Below are 17,685 nucleotides of genomic sequence, written 5' to 3'. Positions count from 1 at the left end.
AGCAGGTAACAGCCGAGCAGTCCCGCGATGGCGATGGCGGAAGCGTTCAAAACGCCGAATGCGTAAGCTAGCCTTTCAAGCTAGCCAGGTGATAGGCAACCAGGGCATTTGCATGTCCATGCCCGAGTCCGTATTCCGCCTTCAGCCAGTTCACCATCTCCATATGCTTCATCCCATTGTTGGATGCAAGCAGCCGCAGCCAATGCTCGACCGGCTGCCCATACTTTTTCTCGATGGATGGGAAGTAGGAAGCGGGGCCTTTCACCTTTTCATGTGCAGTCATGGATCATCCTCCTTTTGTTTTCGATCTGTGCGCCCGCCGGCAGTGTATTCCAACTTCCGCGCGCATAATGAGCCGTGGCGGCGTCGGAAGCGCCGGGTCGCCCACCAACTTCCGAACCTGCCGGCCGATGGTCAAATAACCGTCAGCGCCTTCAAGGGCTTCAGGACGGTGGAGGGCGTCATGCCGAATGTCTTGCGGAACGTCCTGCTGAAGTGCGACGAGTCTGAAAAGTCGCCGTGCAGAGCCGCCTCTGTCAGGTTGATGCGCGGGGCAAGACCGAGCATGGCCCTGCGAACCTGCGACCAGATGCGGTAGCTGCGAAAGCTCACGCCTGTCTCTGTCCGGAAAAGGTGATTGAATCGGGACGCGGACAGCTGCACGGCGGCAGCCGTATCCTGCCTGTCCGCCGGACCGCCGTGGGACAGGCGCAGATAGCGCAGGCTGTTCTCCACGCGCGGGTCGAGGAAGGCAGGCTCTGGACATGGATGGCGCAGCAGCGACGGCAGATCGAAGCTGCCGAGGTAGCTGCCGAAACTGCTCCGCGATACCGGGCGGACAGCCGGGTCCCATATCACCGGGCCGATTTCCCGGAAACGGCGTCGCAGGCTGCGAGCTTCCGGAGAGTCCGGCTCCAGGTACATGAGTGCAACGCGCTCACCGCATGGATCGAACACGTGGTCGATGCCCGCATCGATCAGGACGCTGTGGCAGCTGTTGACCACGCCGCCCGCGAGGTGCACCGCGAAGCGGCCGGACAGGCCGATCAGGAGTACCGCGGATGCGTGCCGGTGCCAGCCTGTCGCCGGGAGCTCGCCGATATAGAGCGCCCGGTTCGTCCCGATTGCAAGTGAGTTCGTTCCGCCCATAGCCCAAACGTTCAAGATTTTTTACGGGCGTTTCGCTAGGCTCAGCCGGCAACCTGAATTGGAGACGCATTTGAAACGCACCGCATTGACTTTGGCCGTTCTCGCCCTGGCCGTTTTTCCTGCAACATATTACCGCTTTCCTCACTGGTTCAAGCAGCCGCTGCTGGAGTTGAACCGAAAGGTTGCGGGGCTCGAGGAAAAACAGATGACGGTCGACGCGCACACCATTCACTATCTTGAAGGGGGCAACGGGGAACCCCTGGTCCTGCTGCACGGGATCTTTGCGGAGAAGGACCACTGGGTCGACTTTGCGAGACCGTTGACCGGGCGGTACCGCGTCATCGCTCCGGACTTGCCCGGCTATGGTGAAAGCAGCCGGCACCCGTCGCAGCAATACGACTACAAGAGCCAGACCGAGCGGCTGAAGCAGATGCTTGACGCAATGGGCATTCCGCGGGCGCACCTGGCAGGCAATTCCATGGGCGGGACGATCGCCGCACTGTTTGCGATGGCGTACCCGGAGCGCGTCGCAAGCGTCGCACTCATCGGTTCGCCGCACGGCATCCGTTCTCCGCGCCCCAGCGAGATGGACCGGCACATTGCGGCAGGGAAGGCACCCCTGGTGGCGCGCAACGCAGACGAGTTCGAAGACATGCTGTCGCTGGTATTCGCCAGGCGTCCTTTCCTGCCCTATCCAATCCTGAACGCCGCCGAAGCGGACGCCGTGGCAAATGCCGAGTCAAACGCGGACCTCTGGCGCGAACAGCTGAAGGACCGCTATCTGCTGGATGCACGGATCAGCGGCATGCGGGTGCGCACGCTGGTCCTGTGGGGCGACGCGGACAAGGTGTTCGATGTCTCCGGCGCGGAGGTCCTGAAAGCGAAACTGCGCAACGCGGATGTCCATATCCTGGACGGAATCGGCCATCTTCCGATGATGGAAGTGCCGAAGGAGTCCTCGCGTCTCTATGTCGACTTCCTGGGCAAGCTTGCCGGTTAGGCGTGGGCAGCGGCAGATGGCGGTGGTGCCGCACATCCTCTTGGAAGATCGCGGACGCGATACATGCACGGCGCCGGTTGTCGTACCTGCGCCGCGCACTCGGCGGTTTCTGCCGGCCTGCCGGTTACGGGGCTTCGTACGCGCCGATGTCGATCTGGCCGGATGCAACGCGGCTCGCAACGCCGGCGACGTGCCGATATTCGGAGGTTGGCGCCAGCGATACTGCCGCACCGGCGCCGGGGGCGCTACCCGCGTTGCGCAACGGGGAGGTCGAATGCGGGACCAGGTTGTAGCTCGCGCGGTCGACGAATCCGGGTGAGGTCCCTTGGTAATTGGTGCGCTGGGTTGCGCTCGACTGGTTGGTCACTGCGCCGGGACCGGCGAACACATTGTTCTGCACCAGTATCGCGGTACTGACACTGCCTCCCACATTGATGAAACTGCCGCTCGAGGCATCGTTGATGAACGTATTGTTCACGACGTACAGCTCCTGCCTGGTGTTGGTCGCCCCCTCGGCGCCGAACGAGAGCATGTTGGGGTTCTGATTGCCGGCCGGCTGCTGGATCACGTTGCCGATCACATATGCCAGGCCGGCGTTGGGCAGGTCGATTTCATAGCTTGGCGCGCCGGTGCCGTTGCTGGAAAAGCGGTTGTAGGTGATCGTGTTGCTTTGCGCACGGGATTTGAGGTTGTGTCCAACCCTGGCGTCGTGCGAATAGTTGTACCGGAAGACCAGGCTCGCCACGTGGCCGATGTACAGGTTGTGCGAGTACCCGTCGCCATGGCCGTTGTTGGCGAATTCGGTATGCTCGATGAGGATGTCGGACACGCCGTCGTTGCTGGTCAGGATGCCGTTCTCGTTGTCGTGGAGGTAGCTGCCGCGCAGCGTCAGGTGCCTGCCGTCGAGGCGGATGGCGGCCCCGTTGCGGTCGGCAACTTTGGCACCGGAGATTTCCACATTCTCAATCGTTGTATTGGCGCCCTGTACGACCCACACGCCTTTGCCCATCGCGTTGCGGCCGGCGGCGTCGATCCTGGGGCGACCGTTGACACCGCGGATGGTCAGGTTGTTGCGCGCAATGGCGCAGACGTCCCCGGCGTAGGACCCGGCGGCATCGATCTCGATGATGGCGCCGTGATTCGCGGCGGCGAACGCGGCGCAGGGAGTGGCATAGGTTTGTCCAGGGCCGACGCGTAGCGCGCCCGGCGTAGGGGAAGGGCTTGGTGCGTGAAACGGCGCAGGGGCAGGTGTCGTGGGAGGCGTAGCCGACGCCGGAGGTGTGGTCGGGACTGGCGCTGCCGCGAACGACGCTGGGCCGGCATGCGCGCCACTGTCGCCCCCGCCGCCCCCGCATGCGCCAAGCAGCATGCCGGCAGCGGTGATGGAAAAAGTGCGCGCGGCACGGCGCAGGCGGACGTACTGACTCATGGATATCCTCGCGTTGGATGGGGCAACTAAGCTCGGATTATCGGCAATACCCCCGCAGCCGTTCTGTTAAGCAACATACTGTTTCAAATGGCACAGCTTGTAACTTCGCGGTGGTCCAGAGACAGGCGGGACGGCACGGGCAGCCCTGGGTTGCGTTACGAAATGGTCAACGCGGCGACCGCAACTGCTTGCGGCACGTGGCGGGCAGACCCTGCCGCAGGAGCAGCGATGAGAGCGGTGCGACAGGCTGGAGGAATCCGTCTGGCCTTCCTCGCCCGCCGGCCCCTCGCATGCGGAAACGGGACTGCGGGAAAGGGCGGCCGAGGGTGTTTCCGCCGACGTCCGGCAACTGTCGGGCAATGGCGGTCATGCCGATATGGCACGTTGGGAGTTAGTTCGGCCGGCGGGAAGAATCGGCTCTGACCGGCCGTAGATGGAAGTAAACCAGGTAGAAGGCAAGCGGCACAGTGGAGATATATCCTGGCCAGAGTTCATGAAACACCAGGGAAGCCGGAAGGCCCGCACACGTGCCTGCGAGGGGCCAGATCCAGTGCAGGCGGCGATCTCGTATCCACGCCAAGGTCATCACCGCAAGGACAAGCCACGCCACGAGGACGGTGGCGTAGAGCGCCACATGATGCGCCTCGTTGTCGTCTGCAAAGAGCGACACCACGGCCACCGTCGTAGAAAACAGAACGCTGACGCCCGAGAAGTACCAGCAAGCCTGCGCCACGGTGCGCCGGTCATCGTTGATCCCCGTTCGATTGAAGTTAGTCACCCAGGCCTCCTGATGCCACGATGCCGACATGCTCCGTGACGCGTGGTCCCCGCTGTCTCGACCGGCGCGGCTATTCCGCGCAGTAGTCGGCATATGGCAGAAGAATGATATACCGATCAGGCGGAACCGAAGCGCAAGGCTTGCACCTTCGGTTCCCTTCGGACCAGGCCTGGATGCACGCCGGGGCGAGGCAGGCGCCGTTCCTGGCCAACGATTTCATCAACGCGCCGCCAGTGCCGACGCCCGTAGCTGTCCCGGCGGCAACGACGCCACCCATCCCTGGTAAGACGACGGGTCCTTCTGCTGCCAGAACTGCGTGAGATACGCAGCGGCGTTGGACTGCAGCGTTGGATTGCCGATCGCCGGCAGGATCTGCGCGACTTCCTGCGGCTTGGTGTAGGACCAGCGGTACAGCAGGTTCTGCGCCGCCTCCTGGTAGCCCGGGTCGCTGCTGTACTGGTTCAGCCAGTTCCAGGCGGCGGTCAGGTCGTCCTGCCCCTTGCGGATGGCGATTTCGCTCATCAGGCTCTTGCGCACGCCGGCATCGGCGGTACGGCTCATGAATTGGGTGGCGGCGTCCTGGTCGCTGGCGACGAGGCTGCTGCTGACTTCATCGAGCAGCCGCGACGGCACGGCATCGGGCTGGGTACTGACCATCTGGCTGGCCCAGGCGTAAGCCTGCGCAGGATCGTGCCGGGCGTATGCGGCGGCGACCTGCTGCACCAGCGCCAGCGGTGCGCGCTCCTGCATGTCGGCGACCGTGCGCGCGGCCAGCGCGACGTCGGCGCGGATCAGGCCGGGCAGGGCGGCGGCGGTGAGCGCGCCGTCGGTGTCGAGTTCGGCGTGCTGGCGTAACCATTCCAGTGCCTGCGCCGGATGCTGGTCGGCGATGGCGTTGATGACGGCCGCCAGGCCGTTGCCGTCCTGGCCTAAGCTGGCGGAGTACTGCGCGAAGCTGTGGGGCAGGCGTTGCGCGAGATCGGCGAGGGCAGCGGCGGTGACGGCGCGCCTGTCCTCGTCGGGAATGCGGCTGATGTAGGCCATGGCCTGGGTCGGCGCCTCCAGCAACCAGCGGCTGAATGCCCGTTGCAGGGCCTGGCTGCGGGCGTCGCCTTCCGGCAGTTGCAGCGCCGCCTCGAATGCGGCCTGCAGCTCCGGGCTGGCCGGACCGCTGCCGCTGCTGCGCATCACCGACATGACATCGGCGAAGGACGATTCGAATGGCGATTGCCAGGCGCTGCCCGTGCCTGTCGTGCGGTCGGCCGGCTGCCCTTCAGGTGCGGCGGATGACGGCGGCCGGGCAAGGTCCTGCCGCTGCGGCTCGGATTGGCGAAACAGCTGTATGCCCAGAATGACGCCGATGACCGGCGCCAGCAGGAATGGCATCAATAGCCTGGCCTTCATGTCGTTGCTCCCGTCGGGACAAGCACATCCCGTCAACAAAAAGTGCAATGCGGCGCGGCGGCGGCGTGCTTCACCGCGGCCGCGCCCGATCGGATGGAGGGCACTTGCATGCCCTCCCGTCACGCATCAGTACGGGCAGTTCTCCCGGTACTCGGACAGCTGCGAGTTCGACAGGTCAGCCTGGTGCTGGGCGCCGCACAGGAAGGGGCTGTAGCGGGTGTCGTTGTCGAGGAAGCGCTTCATCCAGGCGACGCCGTACTTGCCCATGATACGGGTGAAGTCGTTGCCGTTCATGACGCAGAAGTGGTCGCCGTTGTTCATTTCCATGAACGCCTTCCTGGTCGAGGACGGCAGGCTGTTGTAGAACGGCGAGGCATGCGAGTTGACAGGCGCGATGCTGTCGCTTTCACATGCGACCACCAGCGTCGGGACCGACACGCTGGAGAAGTTGGTGCTGGTGTTCCACGGCGCCAGCGGGATGGCCGCCTTCAGTGTCGGATTGTCCCGGGCGGCGATCAGGGTGCCGCCGCCGCCCATCGAGTGACCCATTACACCAAGCCGGTTCGGATCGACCTTGCGGTAGATCGGATGCGAGCTGGTGTTGCTGAAGGTGACCAGCTGGCGCAGCGCGGCCATGAGCTGCGGTGCGCGCTGGTACGGCTGGTCGTAGATCGAGTTGGTGTCGATCACCGCGACGACGAAGCCGTGCGACGCCAGGCGTTCGCCCCACCATGTCATCGTGGACTTGGTGCCGGTATAGCCGGGAGAAATGGCAATGGCCGCGAACGGGCCGGCGACGTTAGTCGGATGGAAGATGGTGGCGCCACCGTAGCCGTCGGCCGACAGGCTGGATACGTTGGTGCTGGCGTAGGTGAACGGCCCGGTACTGGCTTCCAGCAGGGAGGCGGTCGGGGCCGGGCCCTTGGCGTGCGGGTTGGTGCCGCCGCCGTCGCCCGAGATGCCGGTCAGCTGGATATTGTCGACAGTGTAGGTTTCGCTGCTCAGGTTGGCGTCGATCCGGAAACGCAGCCGCAGGCCGGTCTGTCCGGCGGCGGCGGCCGGCAGGTTGAAGGTGACGCGGCCGTTGCTGGTCGCGCGCGTGGTTTCGAGCGCGGTCCAGGTCGAGCCGTTGGTCGAGTACTCGGCGATACCGCCTTCACCGATGTCGAGGCCCGAGGTCACGCGGTCGAAGCTCAGGCTGAGACTGGAAAACCCGACCGTGCTGATGGGACCGGAAGTGATGGCGCCGTCGGTGCAGCCATAGCAGCCGGCGAGCCGGGCCGCACCGCTGCTGTTGGTGGCGGAACCGGCGGCGGTGAAGCTGCCCAGCCCACTGGTGAAGTTCTCCTGGAAGACCGCGACCTGGGCTTGCGCGGTAAAGGAACACAGAAGGCCGGCGGCAGCCAGGCTGGCCATGGCCAGCCTACGGCGTGCCGGGGAAGGGGCCGCAGTCGTGCAGGCGGTGCGGTTCTTGATTTTCATTGCTTGTCTCCATTGTGGTCATAAAAAGTCCTGGCGCTTTCCGCAGCCGTTGCCGGCCAGGGAAATCGGGACGGGTTGTGCACCGGCGGGATCGAAGAGGCGAGTGCTTCCGCCGCGCCGGCCGCCGCCGGCTCAGTGCTGCAAAATCGGGTGACGCAAGGCCACGCGGGAAGGCGCCGGCGCGGTTCGGACGCGGTGCGTTCCACCCGACTACGGCCGGAGCGGAGGAAACGCGAGGAACTGCGGGCGTTGTCGCGCCTATTCCGGCGCCGGCCGTGCGGGATGGGGGAGGGTGGGTGGCAAGGTGAACCCGGTACGCAGGATCTGCAGCATGTTCTGTCTCCGTTTGGTCATTGCGTGGACGTGCTGTAGTACGGGTGTCGGCGCGCTGGCGCGCGAGCCTCTGCCGGGTGGCGGCGGAAGATCGGCCATGCCTGGGCGACGCCGGACTGTTAGTCCGGAGACCGCACCGACACTTGGTCGGGGTGGCTTGATTATCGGTATCGGGCGCAAAAAGAAAATCCCCCTGAAGGGGGATGCGGCGGGGACGGGCAAGGTGCAGCGGCAGGCGGGGCTTCGCCGCCGTCGACGTTCTTTCAGTTTTGTCAGCATCGGCGCGCGCTGCTGTTACGGAATATCACAACCGTCCCCGCGAACCGGCGATAGAATTGCCTCCATGCATCATTCGGAGTGAGACAAAGCGTATCAAAAGAACAGATGCATCCACCGGAGCTGGCGGTCGGAAGTAATACCAGCACCACATTCCTGGCCCTCCCATTGCGGAGGGCCTTTTCATTTCCTGCCGCGTCTCCGGCCGGCTGTTCAGTGCAAGCGGCGCTGATGCCCAACGCGTTCCGCGGGAGGCCGGCTCGCCGCCGCGCCGCGCCACTGGCCGTCGGCTGTGCGTCATCCCGGACGACTTCGACCAAACACCCCGCGGCCGCGATGGCCGCGTCCTGCCCGGCCGGGATCCGACCGGCGCAGAGCAGGGCAAGATCGCCGAGTCGGGCGCGAAAGTGGCTGTGGGATACTACGCTTCCGGGAAGCGGCAGCAGCGGGCGCCATCTGGCGCCGATGTCTTTCCGGCACCGCGCTGCGCGGCCGGCGTCGTGCGCCCTCCATGGAATCCACTTACCTCGGAACCGGAAGAAATTGAAAGCACAAGAACGCAAGGAACTGCTTCAGACATTGAAAGCCCGCTTCGAGAAGAATATGGACCGGCATGAGGATGTGCAATGGAAGGACGTCGAAGCCAGGCTGGAAAACAATCCCGCCGCATTGAAGGCGCTCGGCGCAATGGAGGCAACAGGCGGGGAGCCCGATGTGATCGGGCATGACAAGGCAAGCGGGCGCGTCAGGTTCTGCGACTGCGCCGCGGAGAGCCCGGCAGGACGGAGAAGTCTCTGCTATGACCGTGCCGCCCTGGACGCGCGCAAGGAACACAAGCCGCAAGGCAGCGTCGTCGACGTGGCGCAGGAGATGGGGGTCGAATTGCTGACGGAAGACCAGTACCGCGCGCTGCAGATGCTCGGCGAGTTCGACATGAAAACGTCCAGTTGGGTCCGGACGCCGCCCGAGGTGCGATCGCTGGGCGGGGCGCTGTTCTGCGACCGGCGCTATGGCAGGGTCTTCGTGTACCACAACGGAGCGCAGTCGTACTATGGCGCGAGAGGCTTTCGCTGCCTGCTCGATGTGTGAACGCCAGGCGCACCATCGGAAGCCGGCCCGCCCTTGCGTGAAGCGCTGGCACACAAAAAAAAACGCCGCCGGGTCACCCCCGGCGGCGTTTTTCTTCGTGGGACTTGCTTAGTTCGCGTTGCCTGCGTTGGCGCTGCCGGCGAGGCGGGTGCCTGCGTTGGCGCCGGTGGTCAGGCCCGGGAACTGGCCCTGGTATTCCTGGTGCATCAGCGCATAGGAACCATCGGCCTTGGACTGCTCGAGCTCCGCGACGACTTGGGCGCGGGTCTTGCCGGAGGCGAAGTTCGCTGCGGGCACCGGGGCTTCCTGGCGGGCGGCGGCGTAGGTGCCGTCGGCTTGTGCCTGCTTCATTTCGGCGATCACTTCTGCACGGGTCCTGGTCGACTTGAAGTCGCTGAATTCAACCCACTCGGCAGCGAAGGCAGAGTTGGCGGCAGCAAACACGGCGACGGCGGCAAAAATTTTCTTGGCGTTCATTTGATTCTCCAATACGGTTAAGGACTCTATCTCGGCGGTTCAGGCAATGTGTCTGCCGTCGAAGCTTGCCTCGGTGAGTCGCACGCTTTTTCTTGTGTGCTCATCGATGGAGAGGATCTTAGTCCTTACGGAAGTTGGAATAAACAGCCGTCGGAGCAATGGAGTATTGCAGATTCCGGAATAATTATCTCTTGGGCGAATACATTCGCGAGTGATGGATCTGCTGCCCCGGCGCCAGGCGCACGAAGCCGTGCGGCGCGAGCATCTCCCGCTGGCTACCTGCTCGTCCACTCGCCGCGCGCAGCTGTCACCAAATCCTTCGTCATGACTGCATTGCGCAGGCTCACCCCGCGTACCACCGGCAGCCGTTCCTCTACGACGCCAAATCCCCGACGGGCGAAGAACGGCTGGGCCGTGAGGCTGACATGGGAAAACAGGCGTGCTGTACCACGGGCGGATGCAACGCCGTGCAGACGGGCCATCAGGGCCGAAGCGATGCCCTTGCCGGAGACGGGTGCGGCGACGAAGAACTGGTTGATGCAGCCGGACGGCTGGACCTCCGCGAATCCCGCCGCCTCGCGGTCGACCACGGCCACGCACGGCTGGTTCGACCGGATGCGCTCGCACCATTGCGCCCGCATTTCCTGCGTCACCACCGCGGGCGACCATGCTTCGATCTGCTCCGGACGATAGTCGCGGGACGCCAGGCCGCGCACCGATGACCGGAACAGGTCGAGCAGGATCAACTCCTCACCGGGGATACACGGACGGATCAGCATGGGGTGGAAGGACAATTGTTCATTGCAGGAACGCGGGCGTACTGATGGGTGGGCGAGCGATGCCTGCCTTACAGGCGTGCGTACTCAAGTATCTCCTGTCCCATGAGGACGCATTCATCCTGCAGTGGATAGTAGAGAAAGCGCATGCGGTACTGCCCCTTGTAGATCGCGCCCCATACCTCGAGGACGATGAAGCGCTGCGCCGGGTTTGCGGGATTGCGCATCGACGGCAATTCCTTGGCCGGCTTGTCGACCGAGATCCTGTCGTCGTCGCCAACGTGGAATGCCAGAAGCTTGCGCGCCTGCGCGACTGCATTGTCCGCGCATTGGGGTCCGGCCGCTGCTGCGATGGGCGGGGCGAGCACCAGCACGGCGGCGAGGGCGAGATGGCGAATGGTCATGTGTATAGGGGGTTTGACGAACGGGAGACGGCGGCGGGCACGTCAGGTCGGCCGGCGCAAAGGCCGAGCCATGCGTTCGCCGCGTGCCGCCTGCATCGCAGGCGCGGCAAGGCTGGCGTCGCAAGCAGCGAGAGGATGAACGCCCGGGCCGCCGGGAAAGCCGGCGCAGTGTAGTAGGGAATTGCCATCCGATCAAGGGCGCCGCCGTCAGGGCGCGTAGTCTGAAACAATGAAGCCGCCGTCCGGCGTCAGGCTGACACGATGCAGTGCGCTGTAGCCTTCATCCTGCTGCGGCCGCTCGAGCCGCTTCAGCGTGCCGAACAGGCCGGCCGGCGGAACCTGCCTTTTCCGGCGCTGATTGCGCTCCCAGGAACCTTGCGGGTCCGGCTCGAAAAAGTAGCCGACCACGCGAAAGCCGGCTTCCATGGAGGGGAGGATGAAACGCATCCGCTCGGCGCGGGTGGCGTTCGTCTTGTCGACCACGAAGGGCTGACGGGTTTCGATGCAGAATTCCAGCAGGCGGCGCTGGCGATGGCGGGTGCCGAGAAGGTCCTGGCCGATGCGAAGGTGGGTATCGAAAAACCGCTCGATGTAGAAGGTGCTTTTGCCCGCTCCCTGAATGCCAATCAGTAGTATCGCTTCCATCGGCAACCGGCCTCCTCGGGCAAACGGGAAAGGTAGCGAAGACGCCCCCCGCCGAAATACTGGGCGGCCCGGCGACAGCCGAAGCCTGCCCTATAATAGCCTCATCTCAACTTTGAGAATCTTGCCCCGTCCGGCCGGCCGTCACCCTGGTCCTGCCGGAATGTACGGCGCCACGGCTTTCTCACCCGACCATGAAAACGCTCACCTCCGAGGATGTCGTCCGGCGCAATAACGTACAAGTGCGCGGCAACGGGCGGCAGACGATGATCTTTGCGCACGGGTTCGGATGCGACCACAACATGTGGCGATATGTCGCGCCGGCATTCGAGGAAACCTACAGGATCGTCCTGTTCGACAACGTCGGTGCCGGTGGATCGGACCTGTCCCAGTTCATCCCGGAAAAGTACGCGACCCTGCATGGATACGCGTCCGACCTGCTCGAGATACTGCACGCCGTCGGCGCCCGGGATACGGTCTTCGTCGGCCATTCGGTCAGCGCAATGGTCGGCATCCTCGCCGCCATCAGGGAACCGGCCTTGTTCGCCGACCTGATTCTCGTCGGGCCTTCGCCCAGCTACATCGATGACGGCGAGTACGTCGGCGGGTTCAAGCGGGAGGATATCGACCAGCTGCTGGATTTCCTCGATACGAACTACCTTGGCTGGTCCAGCGCCATGGCGCCGGCGATCATGGGCAATCCCGATCGGCCCGAGCTGGCCGGCGAACTCGAGAACAGCTTCTGCCGTACCGATCCCGCGATCGCCGGACATTTTGCAAGGACCACGTTTCTCTCCGACCACCGGGCCGACCTGCCCGCACTCAAGACCCCATCCCTGATTCTGCAATGCTCCGACGACGTGATCGCGCCGGATGCGGTTGGCCGCTACATGCATGCGATGTTGCCGGGCAGCGCCTTCGTCCAGATGAAGGCGACCGGGCACTGCCCCAACCTCAGCGCGCCGGAAGAGACCATTGCTGCGATGAGAAGGTATCTCGCCCGATGACCAGCGCCATGACCAGCACGCGTGATCCGTCCGCCGCCGGCAGCCTGCCCGAGGAAGACGTGCGGGAGTTGTACGAGAATGCGCCGATCGCCTACCTGTCGATGCTGCCCGACGGCGTGATCGTCAAGGTCAACGCGACCTTCGTCGAATGGACCGGACATGCGCGGGAAGCGGTCGTCGGCAAGACGCGCCTACAGGCGCTTTTGCCTGTCGCCGGCAAGGTGTTCTACGACACCCACTTCGGCCCGCTCCTGCTGATGCAGGGCTTCATCAAGGAATTCGCGTTCGACCTCGTCTGCGCGGACGGAAAGCGCCTTCCTGTTCTGCTCAATGCGGTCCTGAAACGGGACGCCACCGGAAAGCCGGTTGTCATCCGGACCACGTTGCTTGATGCCAGTGCCCGGCGCGCGTACGAGGAGGAGCTCCGTCACGCCAGGCGAAAGGCGGAGGATGCGGAACGTGCAGTGCGGCGGCTCGCGGGCGAACTGGAAGCGCGTGTCGAGCAGCGCACCCAGGAACGCGACCGCATCTGGCGGATGTCGCAGGACATCCTCGCCGTCGCCGCGCTCGACGGTTCGTTCCGGAGCTTCAACCCCGCGCTCACGCGCATCCTCGGCTGGACCGAGGATGACCTGCCGGCCGTATCCGCGGTCGAGCTCGTTCATCCCGACCATCTTGCCGGCGTCCGCGAGATGCTCGACCGGCTCTCCGCGGGCATCCCGGTCGGCCGCTACGACCTGCCCCTGCGCCACAAGGTCTCGGGATATCGCTGGCTGTCGATGGCAGTGATGCCGCAAGGCGAAGCGCTCTACATCGTCGCGCGGGACATTACCGAGGAGCGCAGGCAGTCCGAGGCCATGCACCAGATGGAAAACGCGCTGCACCAGGCGCTGAAGATGGAGGCGATCGGCAAGCTCACCGGCGGCGTCGCGCATGACTTCAACAATATTCTGCAGATCATTGCCGGCAACCTCGAGCTGCTCAAGCTGGAATTCGTCGGCAATGCCCACGCGGCGGTGCGACTCCAGCAGGCGCGGTTTGCGGTTGACCGGGGCACCGTGCTCGCCTCCCAGCTGCTGTCCTTCGCACGGCGCCAGCCGCTGCAGCCGCTGCCGATCAACCTGGGGCGGGTGCTGCGCGAGATGGACGACCTGCTGCGGCGCGCAGTCCGGGAGTCGGTCGAGATCGAGACGGTGGTGAGCGGCGGACTTTGGACCGTTTCCCTGGACCGTCACCAGTTCGAGAACGTCCTCCTCAATCTTGCCATCAATGCGCGCGACGCGATGGGGGGCGAGGGGAAGCTGACGATCGAGCTGGGAAACGCGCTGCTCGACGACGACTATGCGCGCCTTCACCCGGAGGTCGCGCCCGGCCAGTATGTGATGCTCTCCGTCTCGGACACCGGCTCGGGCATGCCGCCCGAGGTCATCCGTCAGATCTTCGAGCCGTTCTTCACGACCAAGCCGGAAGGCGAGGGCACGGGGATGGGCCTGAGCATGGTGTTCGGGTTCGTCAGGCAGAGTGGCGGTCACATCAAGGTTCACAGCGAGGTCGAACGCGGCACCACGTTCACGATTTACCTGCCTCGGGTGCTCCACGATGAGGGGCTGCCGGCGGATCTGCGCGGCAGGCCCGTCACGGGCGGCGAGGAAACGATCCTGGTCGTGGAAAACGACGTCGCCGTGCAGATGACGGCGGTGGACATGCTGACGGGCCTTGGCTACAAGGTCCTGCGGGCGGTCGACGGGCGCAGTGCGCTCAGCATCCTGCAGAGCGGGATCGCGATCGACTTGCTGTTTACCGACGTGGTGATGCCAGGGCGGGTACGCAGCACCGACCTGGCACGGCAGGCGAAGGCAATCCAGCCCGATATCTCCGTCCTGTTTACTTCCGGCTACGCCAATAATGCGATCGTGCATGACGGAAAACTGGACGCGGGCGTCCAGTTGATCAGCAAGCCCTACGGGCGCGACGACCTCGCGCGCAAGGTCCGCGAGGTGCTCGAATCCAGGAAACCGGCGACCCCGGACGCCGCCGCGCCGGCGGCGTCGATTGCCGATCCGGCATCGCAGGTCGTTCCTTCCCTGCGCATTCTTGTCGTGGAAGACAATGCGGACACGCGGCAGATGTTATGCGAGTTGCTGCAGGTCCTCGGACACGTCCCGCGCAGCGCGTCCAGTGCCGAGGACGCGCTCGCGATGCTGGCGGAGGCAAGCTTCGACGCACTCCTGACGGATGTCGGTCTGCCGGGGAAATCCGGTATCGTGCTGGCGCGGGAAACCACCGCCGCCTATCCGGCGATGCGCGTGATCTTCACTTCCGGAAGCGGCACGATCGCCGACGACACGCTGGATGCCCTGTCGCTGCCGAAGCCGTACAACCTGGAGAAAATCATGGACGTGCTGTCGAAGGTGGCGCGGCGGGCGGCGGACGGCCGGTAGCGCGTGGCGCCGCACGGTCCGCGCGCCGGCGCGGCATGGACGATTGCACGGGACGTGATGCACTGAGGGTGGCAAGGTGGAGCAGACGAGAACAGGGTTTCTACTGACCCGGCACTGGCGCGACACGGCATCCGGCACGGAAGTCGACTTCTGGCTGGCGACCGACGACGGACCCTGCCATGTCCGGCTTGCAGCGCAGCCTTCCGTCGCATTCATTCCGGCAAGTCAGCGCGAACGCGCGGAGTCAGTGCTGCGCGGCGAGCGCGGCATCGAACTCCGCACGCTCGGACTGCGCGATTTTCAGCGTCGGCCCGTGCTCGGCCTGTACTGCCGGCAGTATCGCCAGCTGCTCAAACTGGAGAAGCGGCTGCGGGACAGCGGCGTCGACGTCTACGAAGCCGACGTGCGGCCGCCGGAGCGCTACCTGATGGAACGGTTCATCACCGCGCCCGTGCGGTTTTGGGGACAGCCGGACGGCGGCGCGGGCGGGCCTCTGCGCGACAGCCAGATGAAGCCCGCGGCAGGATACCGGCCGAGGCTGCGCATGGTTTCGCTCGATATCGAGACCAGCGCCCACGGCGACCTGTACTCCATCGCCCTGGAGGGCTGCGGCCAGCGGCAGGTGTACATGCTGGGGCCGCCGACAGGGGGCGAGGCCGTCGACTTTGACCTGGAATACTGCGACAGCCGCGCAGTGATGATCGCGCGGCTCAACCAATGGACGGCACGCCACGACCCGGATGCCATCATCGGCTGGAACCTGGTGCAGTTCGACCTCCGCGTGCTGCAACGCCAGGCCGAGCGCCATGGCGTGCCGCTGCGGCTGGGACGTGACGGCAGCGACATGGAATGGCGCGAACACGGCAGCCGGAAGCAGCGTTTCTTCGCCGTGATCGCCGGACGCCTGATCATCGACGGCATCGAGGCGTTGAAGTCGGCGACCTGGAATTTCCCGTCGATGAGCCTGGAGTATGTTGCGCAAGCTTTGCTCGGGGAAGGCAAGGCCATCGACAATCCGTATCAGCGCATGGCGGAGATCGACCGCCGCTTCGCAGAGGACAAGCCCGCGCTCGCCCGCTACAACCTGAAGGACTGCGAACTGGTCACGCGCATTTTTGCCAGGACCGAGTTGCTCGCCTTCCTGCTGGAGCGCGCCAGCGTCACCGGCCTGCCCGCCGACCGCAGCGGCGGTTCGGTGGCGGCATTCGAGCACCTGTACATGCCACTGATGCACCGCAAGGGCTATGTCGCGCCCAATCTCGGCGACGTCGCCGGCGAGGGCAGCCCCGGCGGTTTCGTGATGGAGTCGAGATCGGGCCTGTACGACTCGGTCCTCGTCCTCGACTACAAGAGCCTGTATCCGTCGATCATCCGTACCTTCCTGATCGATCCGGTCGGGCTGGTGGAAGGCACCCACGCGGAAACGGGCGCGAGCGCGGTGCCCGGTTTCCGCGGCGCGCGCTTCTCGCGCGACCGTCACTGCCTGCCCGCGATCGTCAGCCAGATCTGGCAGGGCCGCGATAGCGCGAAGCGCGAGGGCAACGGACCCCTGTCGCAGGCGCTGAAGATCATCATGAACGCGTTCTACGGCGTGCTCGGGTCAAGCGGTTGCCGCTTCTTCGATCCGCGCCTGGCGTCGTCGATCACGATGCGCGGGCACGAGATCATGCACCGCACCCGGGAGCTGATCGAGGAGCAGGGCTACCAGGTGATCTATGGCGACACCGATTCCACCTTCGTCTCCCTGAAACATCCTCATACCGAAGCCGAGGCCCACGCTATCGGCCAGGCGCTGGTCGACCACGTCAACCAGTGGTGGGTGCGCCACCTGCGTGACGCCTACGGACTGGAAAGCGCGCTGGAACTGGAGGTTGACACGCACTACCGGCGCTTCCTGATGCCGACCATTCGCGGTTCCGAGGAGGGCAGCAAGAAGCGCTATGCCGGCCTGGTCGCGAGAGCGGATGGCAGCGAGGAAGCGGTCTACAAGGGGCTGGAGACGGTGCGTACCGACTGGTCGCCCTTGGCGCAGCAGTTCCAGCAGGCGCTCTACCTCCGCATTTTCAAGGGCGAACCGTATCGCGACTACGTGCGCGAATACGTCGACCGCACGCTGGATGGCGAACACGATGCACTGCTGGTGTACCGCAAGCGCCTGCGCCGGCCGCTGGACGAGTATCAGCGCAACGTGCCGCCGCATGTCCGCGCTGCCCGCATCGCCGACGAATACAACGCGCGGCATGGCCGCCCGATGCAATACCAGGACGGCGGCTGGATCCGCTACGTGATCACGGTGGCCGGCCCGGAGCCGCTGGAAGTGCGGCGCGCGCCGATCGACTACGAACATTATGTGTCGAGGCAGTTGCAGCCGATCGCGGACGCAATACTGCCGTTTCTCGGCGACGATTTCATGGCGCTCACCAGCAGGCAGCAGATCCTGTTCTGAACCCGGTGCAGGAGGCAAGCCGGCCGGCGCGTCGAGGGGATATCGATGGACATCATGATCCGGCCGGAGGTGGACGGGGATGCCGGCGCGATTGCCGCCGTTACGGAAGCTGCGTTTTTGCGGGCGCCGCACGCCAGCGGCGCCGAGCAGCATATCGTCGCGGCCCTGCGGGAGGCGGGCGCGCTGACCCTGTCACTGGTGGCGGAGGCGGGCGGCAGGATCGTCGCCCATCTCGCAGTCTCGCCGGTGGCGATTGCAGACGGCAGCGCGAACTGGCACGGACTCGGCCCGGTGTCGGTGCTGCCGGAGCACCAGGGGCAGCGCGTCGGATCGCGCCTTGTCGAAGCGGCGCTGGCGGAACTGCAGGCGCTTGGAGCGGCCGGCTGCGTCGTGCTCGGCGAGCCGGCGTTTTACCGCCGGTTCAGGTTCCGGCCGGTGCCCGGACTGTTCCTGCCCGGCGTGCCTGCGGAATACTTCATGGCGCTGGCTTTCGAGGCTGCCAGACCGGCCGGAAAGGTCAGCTACCACGCCGCATTCGAGGTGGCGGAATAG

16 protein-coding genes are annotated in these 17,685 nt (G+C 65.0%); 6 read left to right on the top strand and 10 right to left on the bottom strand.

Translation table 11 applies throughout. The features are described 5' to 3' along the window. Positions 1-67 precede the first annotated feature (67 nt). Both VIM12_RS15210 and VIM12_RS15205 read right to left on the bottom strand, forming a co-directional pair. Positions 68-283, bottom strand: coding sequence for a DUF4287 domain-containing protein (locus VIM12_RS15210; protein ID WP_331942500.1), 216 nt, complete (start codon positions 281-283; stop codon positions 68-70). Between the two features lie 131 nt (positions 284-414). After that, positions 415-1,164, bottom strand: coding sequence for an AraC family transcriptional regulator (locus VIM12_RS15205; protein WP_331942499.1), 750 nt, complete (start codon positions 1,162-1,164; stop codon positions 415-417). Between the two features lie 190 nt (positions 1,165-1,354). Here VIM12_RS15205 and VIM12_RS15200 point away from each other — a divergent pair, with 190 nt between their 5' ends. Next, positions 1,355-2,149 carry an alpha/beta fold hydrolase gene (locus tag VIM12_RS15200; protein ID WP_331942498.1) on the top strand — a complete coding sequence of 265 codons (795 nt, stop codon included), beginning with the start codon at positions 1,355-1,357 and terminating at the stop codon, positions 2,147-2,149. 124 nt (positions 2,150-2,273) lie between these two features. Here the strand turns inward: VIM12_RS15200 and VIM12_RS15195 are convergent, their stop codons facing one another. From VIM12_RS15195 to VIM12_RS15180, 4 genes are all read right to left on the bottom strand, one after another. Beyond that, positions 2,274-3,578, bottom strand: a complete 1,305-nt coding sequence (locus tag VIM12_RS15195; protein ID WP_331942497.1) for a hypothetical protein — start codon at positions 3,576-3,578, stop codon at positions 2,274-2,276. A 391-nt stretch (positions 3,579-3,969) separates the two neighbouring features. Further along, positions 3,970-4,356: a hypothetical protein gene (locus tag VIM12_RS15190; protein WP_331942496.1), complete on the bottom strand. Its 387-nt coding sequence runs from the start codon at positions 4,354-4,356 to the stop codon at positions 3,970-3,972. Positions 4,357-4,575: 219 nt separating this feature from the next. Then, on the bottom strand, positions 4,576-5,760 hold the full coding sequence (locus VIM12_RS15185; RefSeq protein WP_331942495.1) for a hypothetical protein: 1,185 nt from the start codon (positions 5,758-5,760) through the stop codon (positions 4,576-4,578). Positions 5,761-5,886: 126 nt separating this feature from the next. Further along, positions 5,887-7,242, bottom strand: coding sequence for an alpha/beta hydrolase family protein (locus VIM12_RS15180; RefSeq protein WP_331942494.1), 1,356 nt, complete (start codon positions 7,240-7,242; stop codon positions 5,887-5,889). A gap of 1,152 nt (positions 7,243-8,394) precedes the next feature. Here VIM12_RS15180 and VIM12_RS15175 point away from each other — a divergent pair. Beyond that, the gene (locus VIM12_RS15175; protein WP_331942493.1) at positions 8,395-8,940 is read left to right on the top strand and encodes a DUF4256 domain-containing protein; all 546 of its coding nucleotides are present in this window, start codon (positions 8,395-8,397) and stop codon (positions 8,938-8,940) included. A gap of 108 nt (positions 8,941-9,048) precedes the next feature. On the opposite strand, the gene VIM12_RS15170 is transcribed toward VIM12_RS15175, so the two are convergent. The 4 genes from VIM12_RS15170 to VIM12_RS15155 form a co-directional block, all read right to left on the bottom strand. Beyond that, positions 9,049-9,417 carry a DUF4148 domain-containing protein gene (locus VIM12_RS15170; protein WP_331942492.1) on the bottom strand — a complete coding sequence of 123 codons (369 nt, stop codon included), beginning with the start codon at positions 9,415-9,417 and terminating at the stop codon, positions 9,049-9,051. Positions 9,418-9,692: 275 nt separating this feature from the next. Continuing rightward, entirely contained in the window at positions 9,693-10,211 is a 519-nt protein-coding gene (locus VIM12_RS15165) for a GNAT family N-acetyltransferase (RefSeq protein WP_331942491.1), read from the bottom strand. A gap of 53 nt (positions 10,212-10,264) precedes the next feature. Then, complete coding sequence (locus VIM12_RS15160) at positions 10,265-10,597, bottom strand: hypothetical protein (protein ID WP_331942490.1); 333 nt, start codon at positions 10,595-10,597, stop codon at positions 10,265-10,267. Between the two features lie 207 nt (positions 10,598-10,804). Then, positions 10,805-11,242 carry an AAA family ATPase gene (locus VIM12_RS15155; protein WP_331942531.1) on the bottom strand — a complete coding sequence of 146 codons (438 nt, stop codon included), beginning with the start codon at positions 11,240-11,242 and terminating at the stop codon, positions 10,805-10,807. 191 nt (positions 11,243-11,433) lie between these two features. On the opposite strand from VIM12_RS15155, the gene VIM12_RS15150 reads away from it, so the two are divergent. From VIM12_RS15150 to VIM12_RS15135, 4 genes are all read left to right on the top strand, one after another. Continuing rightward, positions 11,434-12,246 carry an alpha/beta hydrolase gene (locus VIM12_RS15150; RefSeq protein ID WP_331942489.1) on the top strand — a complete coding sequence of 271 codons (813 nt, stop codon included), beginning with the start codon at positions 11,434-11,436 and terminating at the stop codon, positions 12,244-12,246. An 8-nt stretch (positions 12,247-12,254) separates the two neighbouring features. Next, the gene (locus VIM12_RS15145) at positions 12,255-14,687 is read left to right on the top strand and encodes a response regulator (protein WP_331942488.1); all 2,433 of its coding nucleotides are present in this window, start codon (positions 12,255-12,257) and stop codon (positions 14,685-14,687) included. Between the two features lie 76 nt (positions 14,688-14,763). After that, on the top strand, positions 14,764-17,133 hold the full coding sequence (locus tag VIM12_RS15140) for a DNA polymerase II (RefSeq protein ID WP_331942487.1): 2,370 nt from the start codon (positions 14,764-14,766) through the stop codon (positions 17,131-17,133). A 45-nt stretch (positions 17,134-17,178) separates the two neighbouring features. Beyond that, entirely contained in the window at positions 17,179-17,685 is a 507-nt protein-coding gene (locus tag VIM12_RS15135) for an N-acetyltransferase (RefSeq protein ID WP_331942486.1), read from the top strand.

Origin of the sequence: Noviherbaspirillum sp., from assembly GCF_036563305.1 — a bacterium.
Lineage (GTDB): Bacteria > Pseudomonadota > Gammaproteobacteria > Burkholderiales > Burkholderiaceae_D > Noviherbaspirillum.
Note: the sequence above shows the minus strand (reverse complement) of the source record. Positions and strands in the feature narration are given on the sequence as shown.

Bases quoted from the DNA above. Each gene is read 5' to 3' on its own strand.
- VIM12_RS15210 (WP_331942500.1), bottom strand. From the start codon at position 283: ATGACTGCACATGAAAAGGTGAAAGGCCCCGCTTCCTACTTCCCATCC.
- VIM12_RS15200 (WP_331942498.1), top strand. From the start codon at position 1,355: ATGACGGTCGACGCGCACACCATTCACTATCTTGAAGGGGGCAACGGG.
- VIM12_RS15195 (WP_331942497.1), bottom strand. From the start codon at position 3,578: ATGAGTCAGTACGTCCGCCTGCGCCGTGCCGCGCGCACTTTTTCCATC.
- VIM12_RS15185 (WP_331942495.1), bottom strand. From the start codon at position 5,760: ATGAAGGCCAGGCTATTGATGCCATTCCTGCTGGCGCCGGTCATCGGC.
- VIM12_RS15180 (WP_331942494.1), bottom strand. From the start codon at position 7,242: ATGAAAATCAAGAACCGCACCGCCTGCACGACTGCGGCCCCTTCCCCG.
- VIM12_RS15170 (WP_331942492.1), bottom strand. From the start codon at position 9,417: ATGAACGCCAAGAAAATTTTTGCCGCCGTCGCCGTGTTTGCTGCCGCC.
- VIM12_RS15160 (WP_331942490.1), bottom strand. From the start codon at position 10,597: ATGACCATTCGCCATCTCGCCCTCGCCGCCGTGCTGGTGCTCGCCCCG.
- VIM12_RS15155 (WP_331942531.1), bottom strand. From the start codon at position 11,242: ATGGAAGCGATACTACTGATTGGCATTCAGGGAGCGGGCAAAAGCACC.
- VIM12_RS15150 (WP_331942489.1), top strand. From the start codon at position 11,434: ATGAAAACGCTCACCTCCGAGGATGTCGTCCGGCGCAATAACGTACAA.
- VIM12_RS15145 (WP_331942488.1), top strand. From the start codon at position 12,255: ATGACCAGCACGCGTGATCCGTCCGCCGCCGGCAGCCTGCCCGAGGAA.
- VIM12_RS15135 (WP_331942486.1), top strand. From the start codon at position 17,179: ATGGACATCATGATCCGGCCGGAGGTGGACGGGGATGCCGGCGCGATT.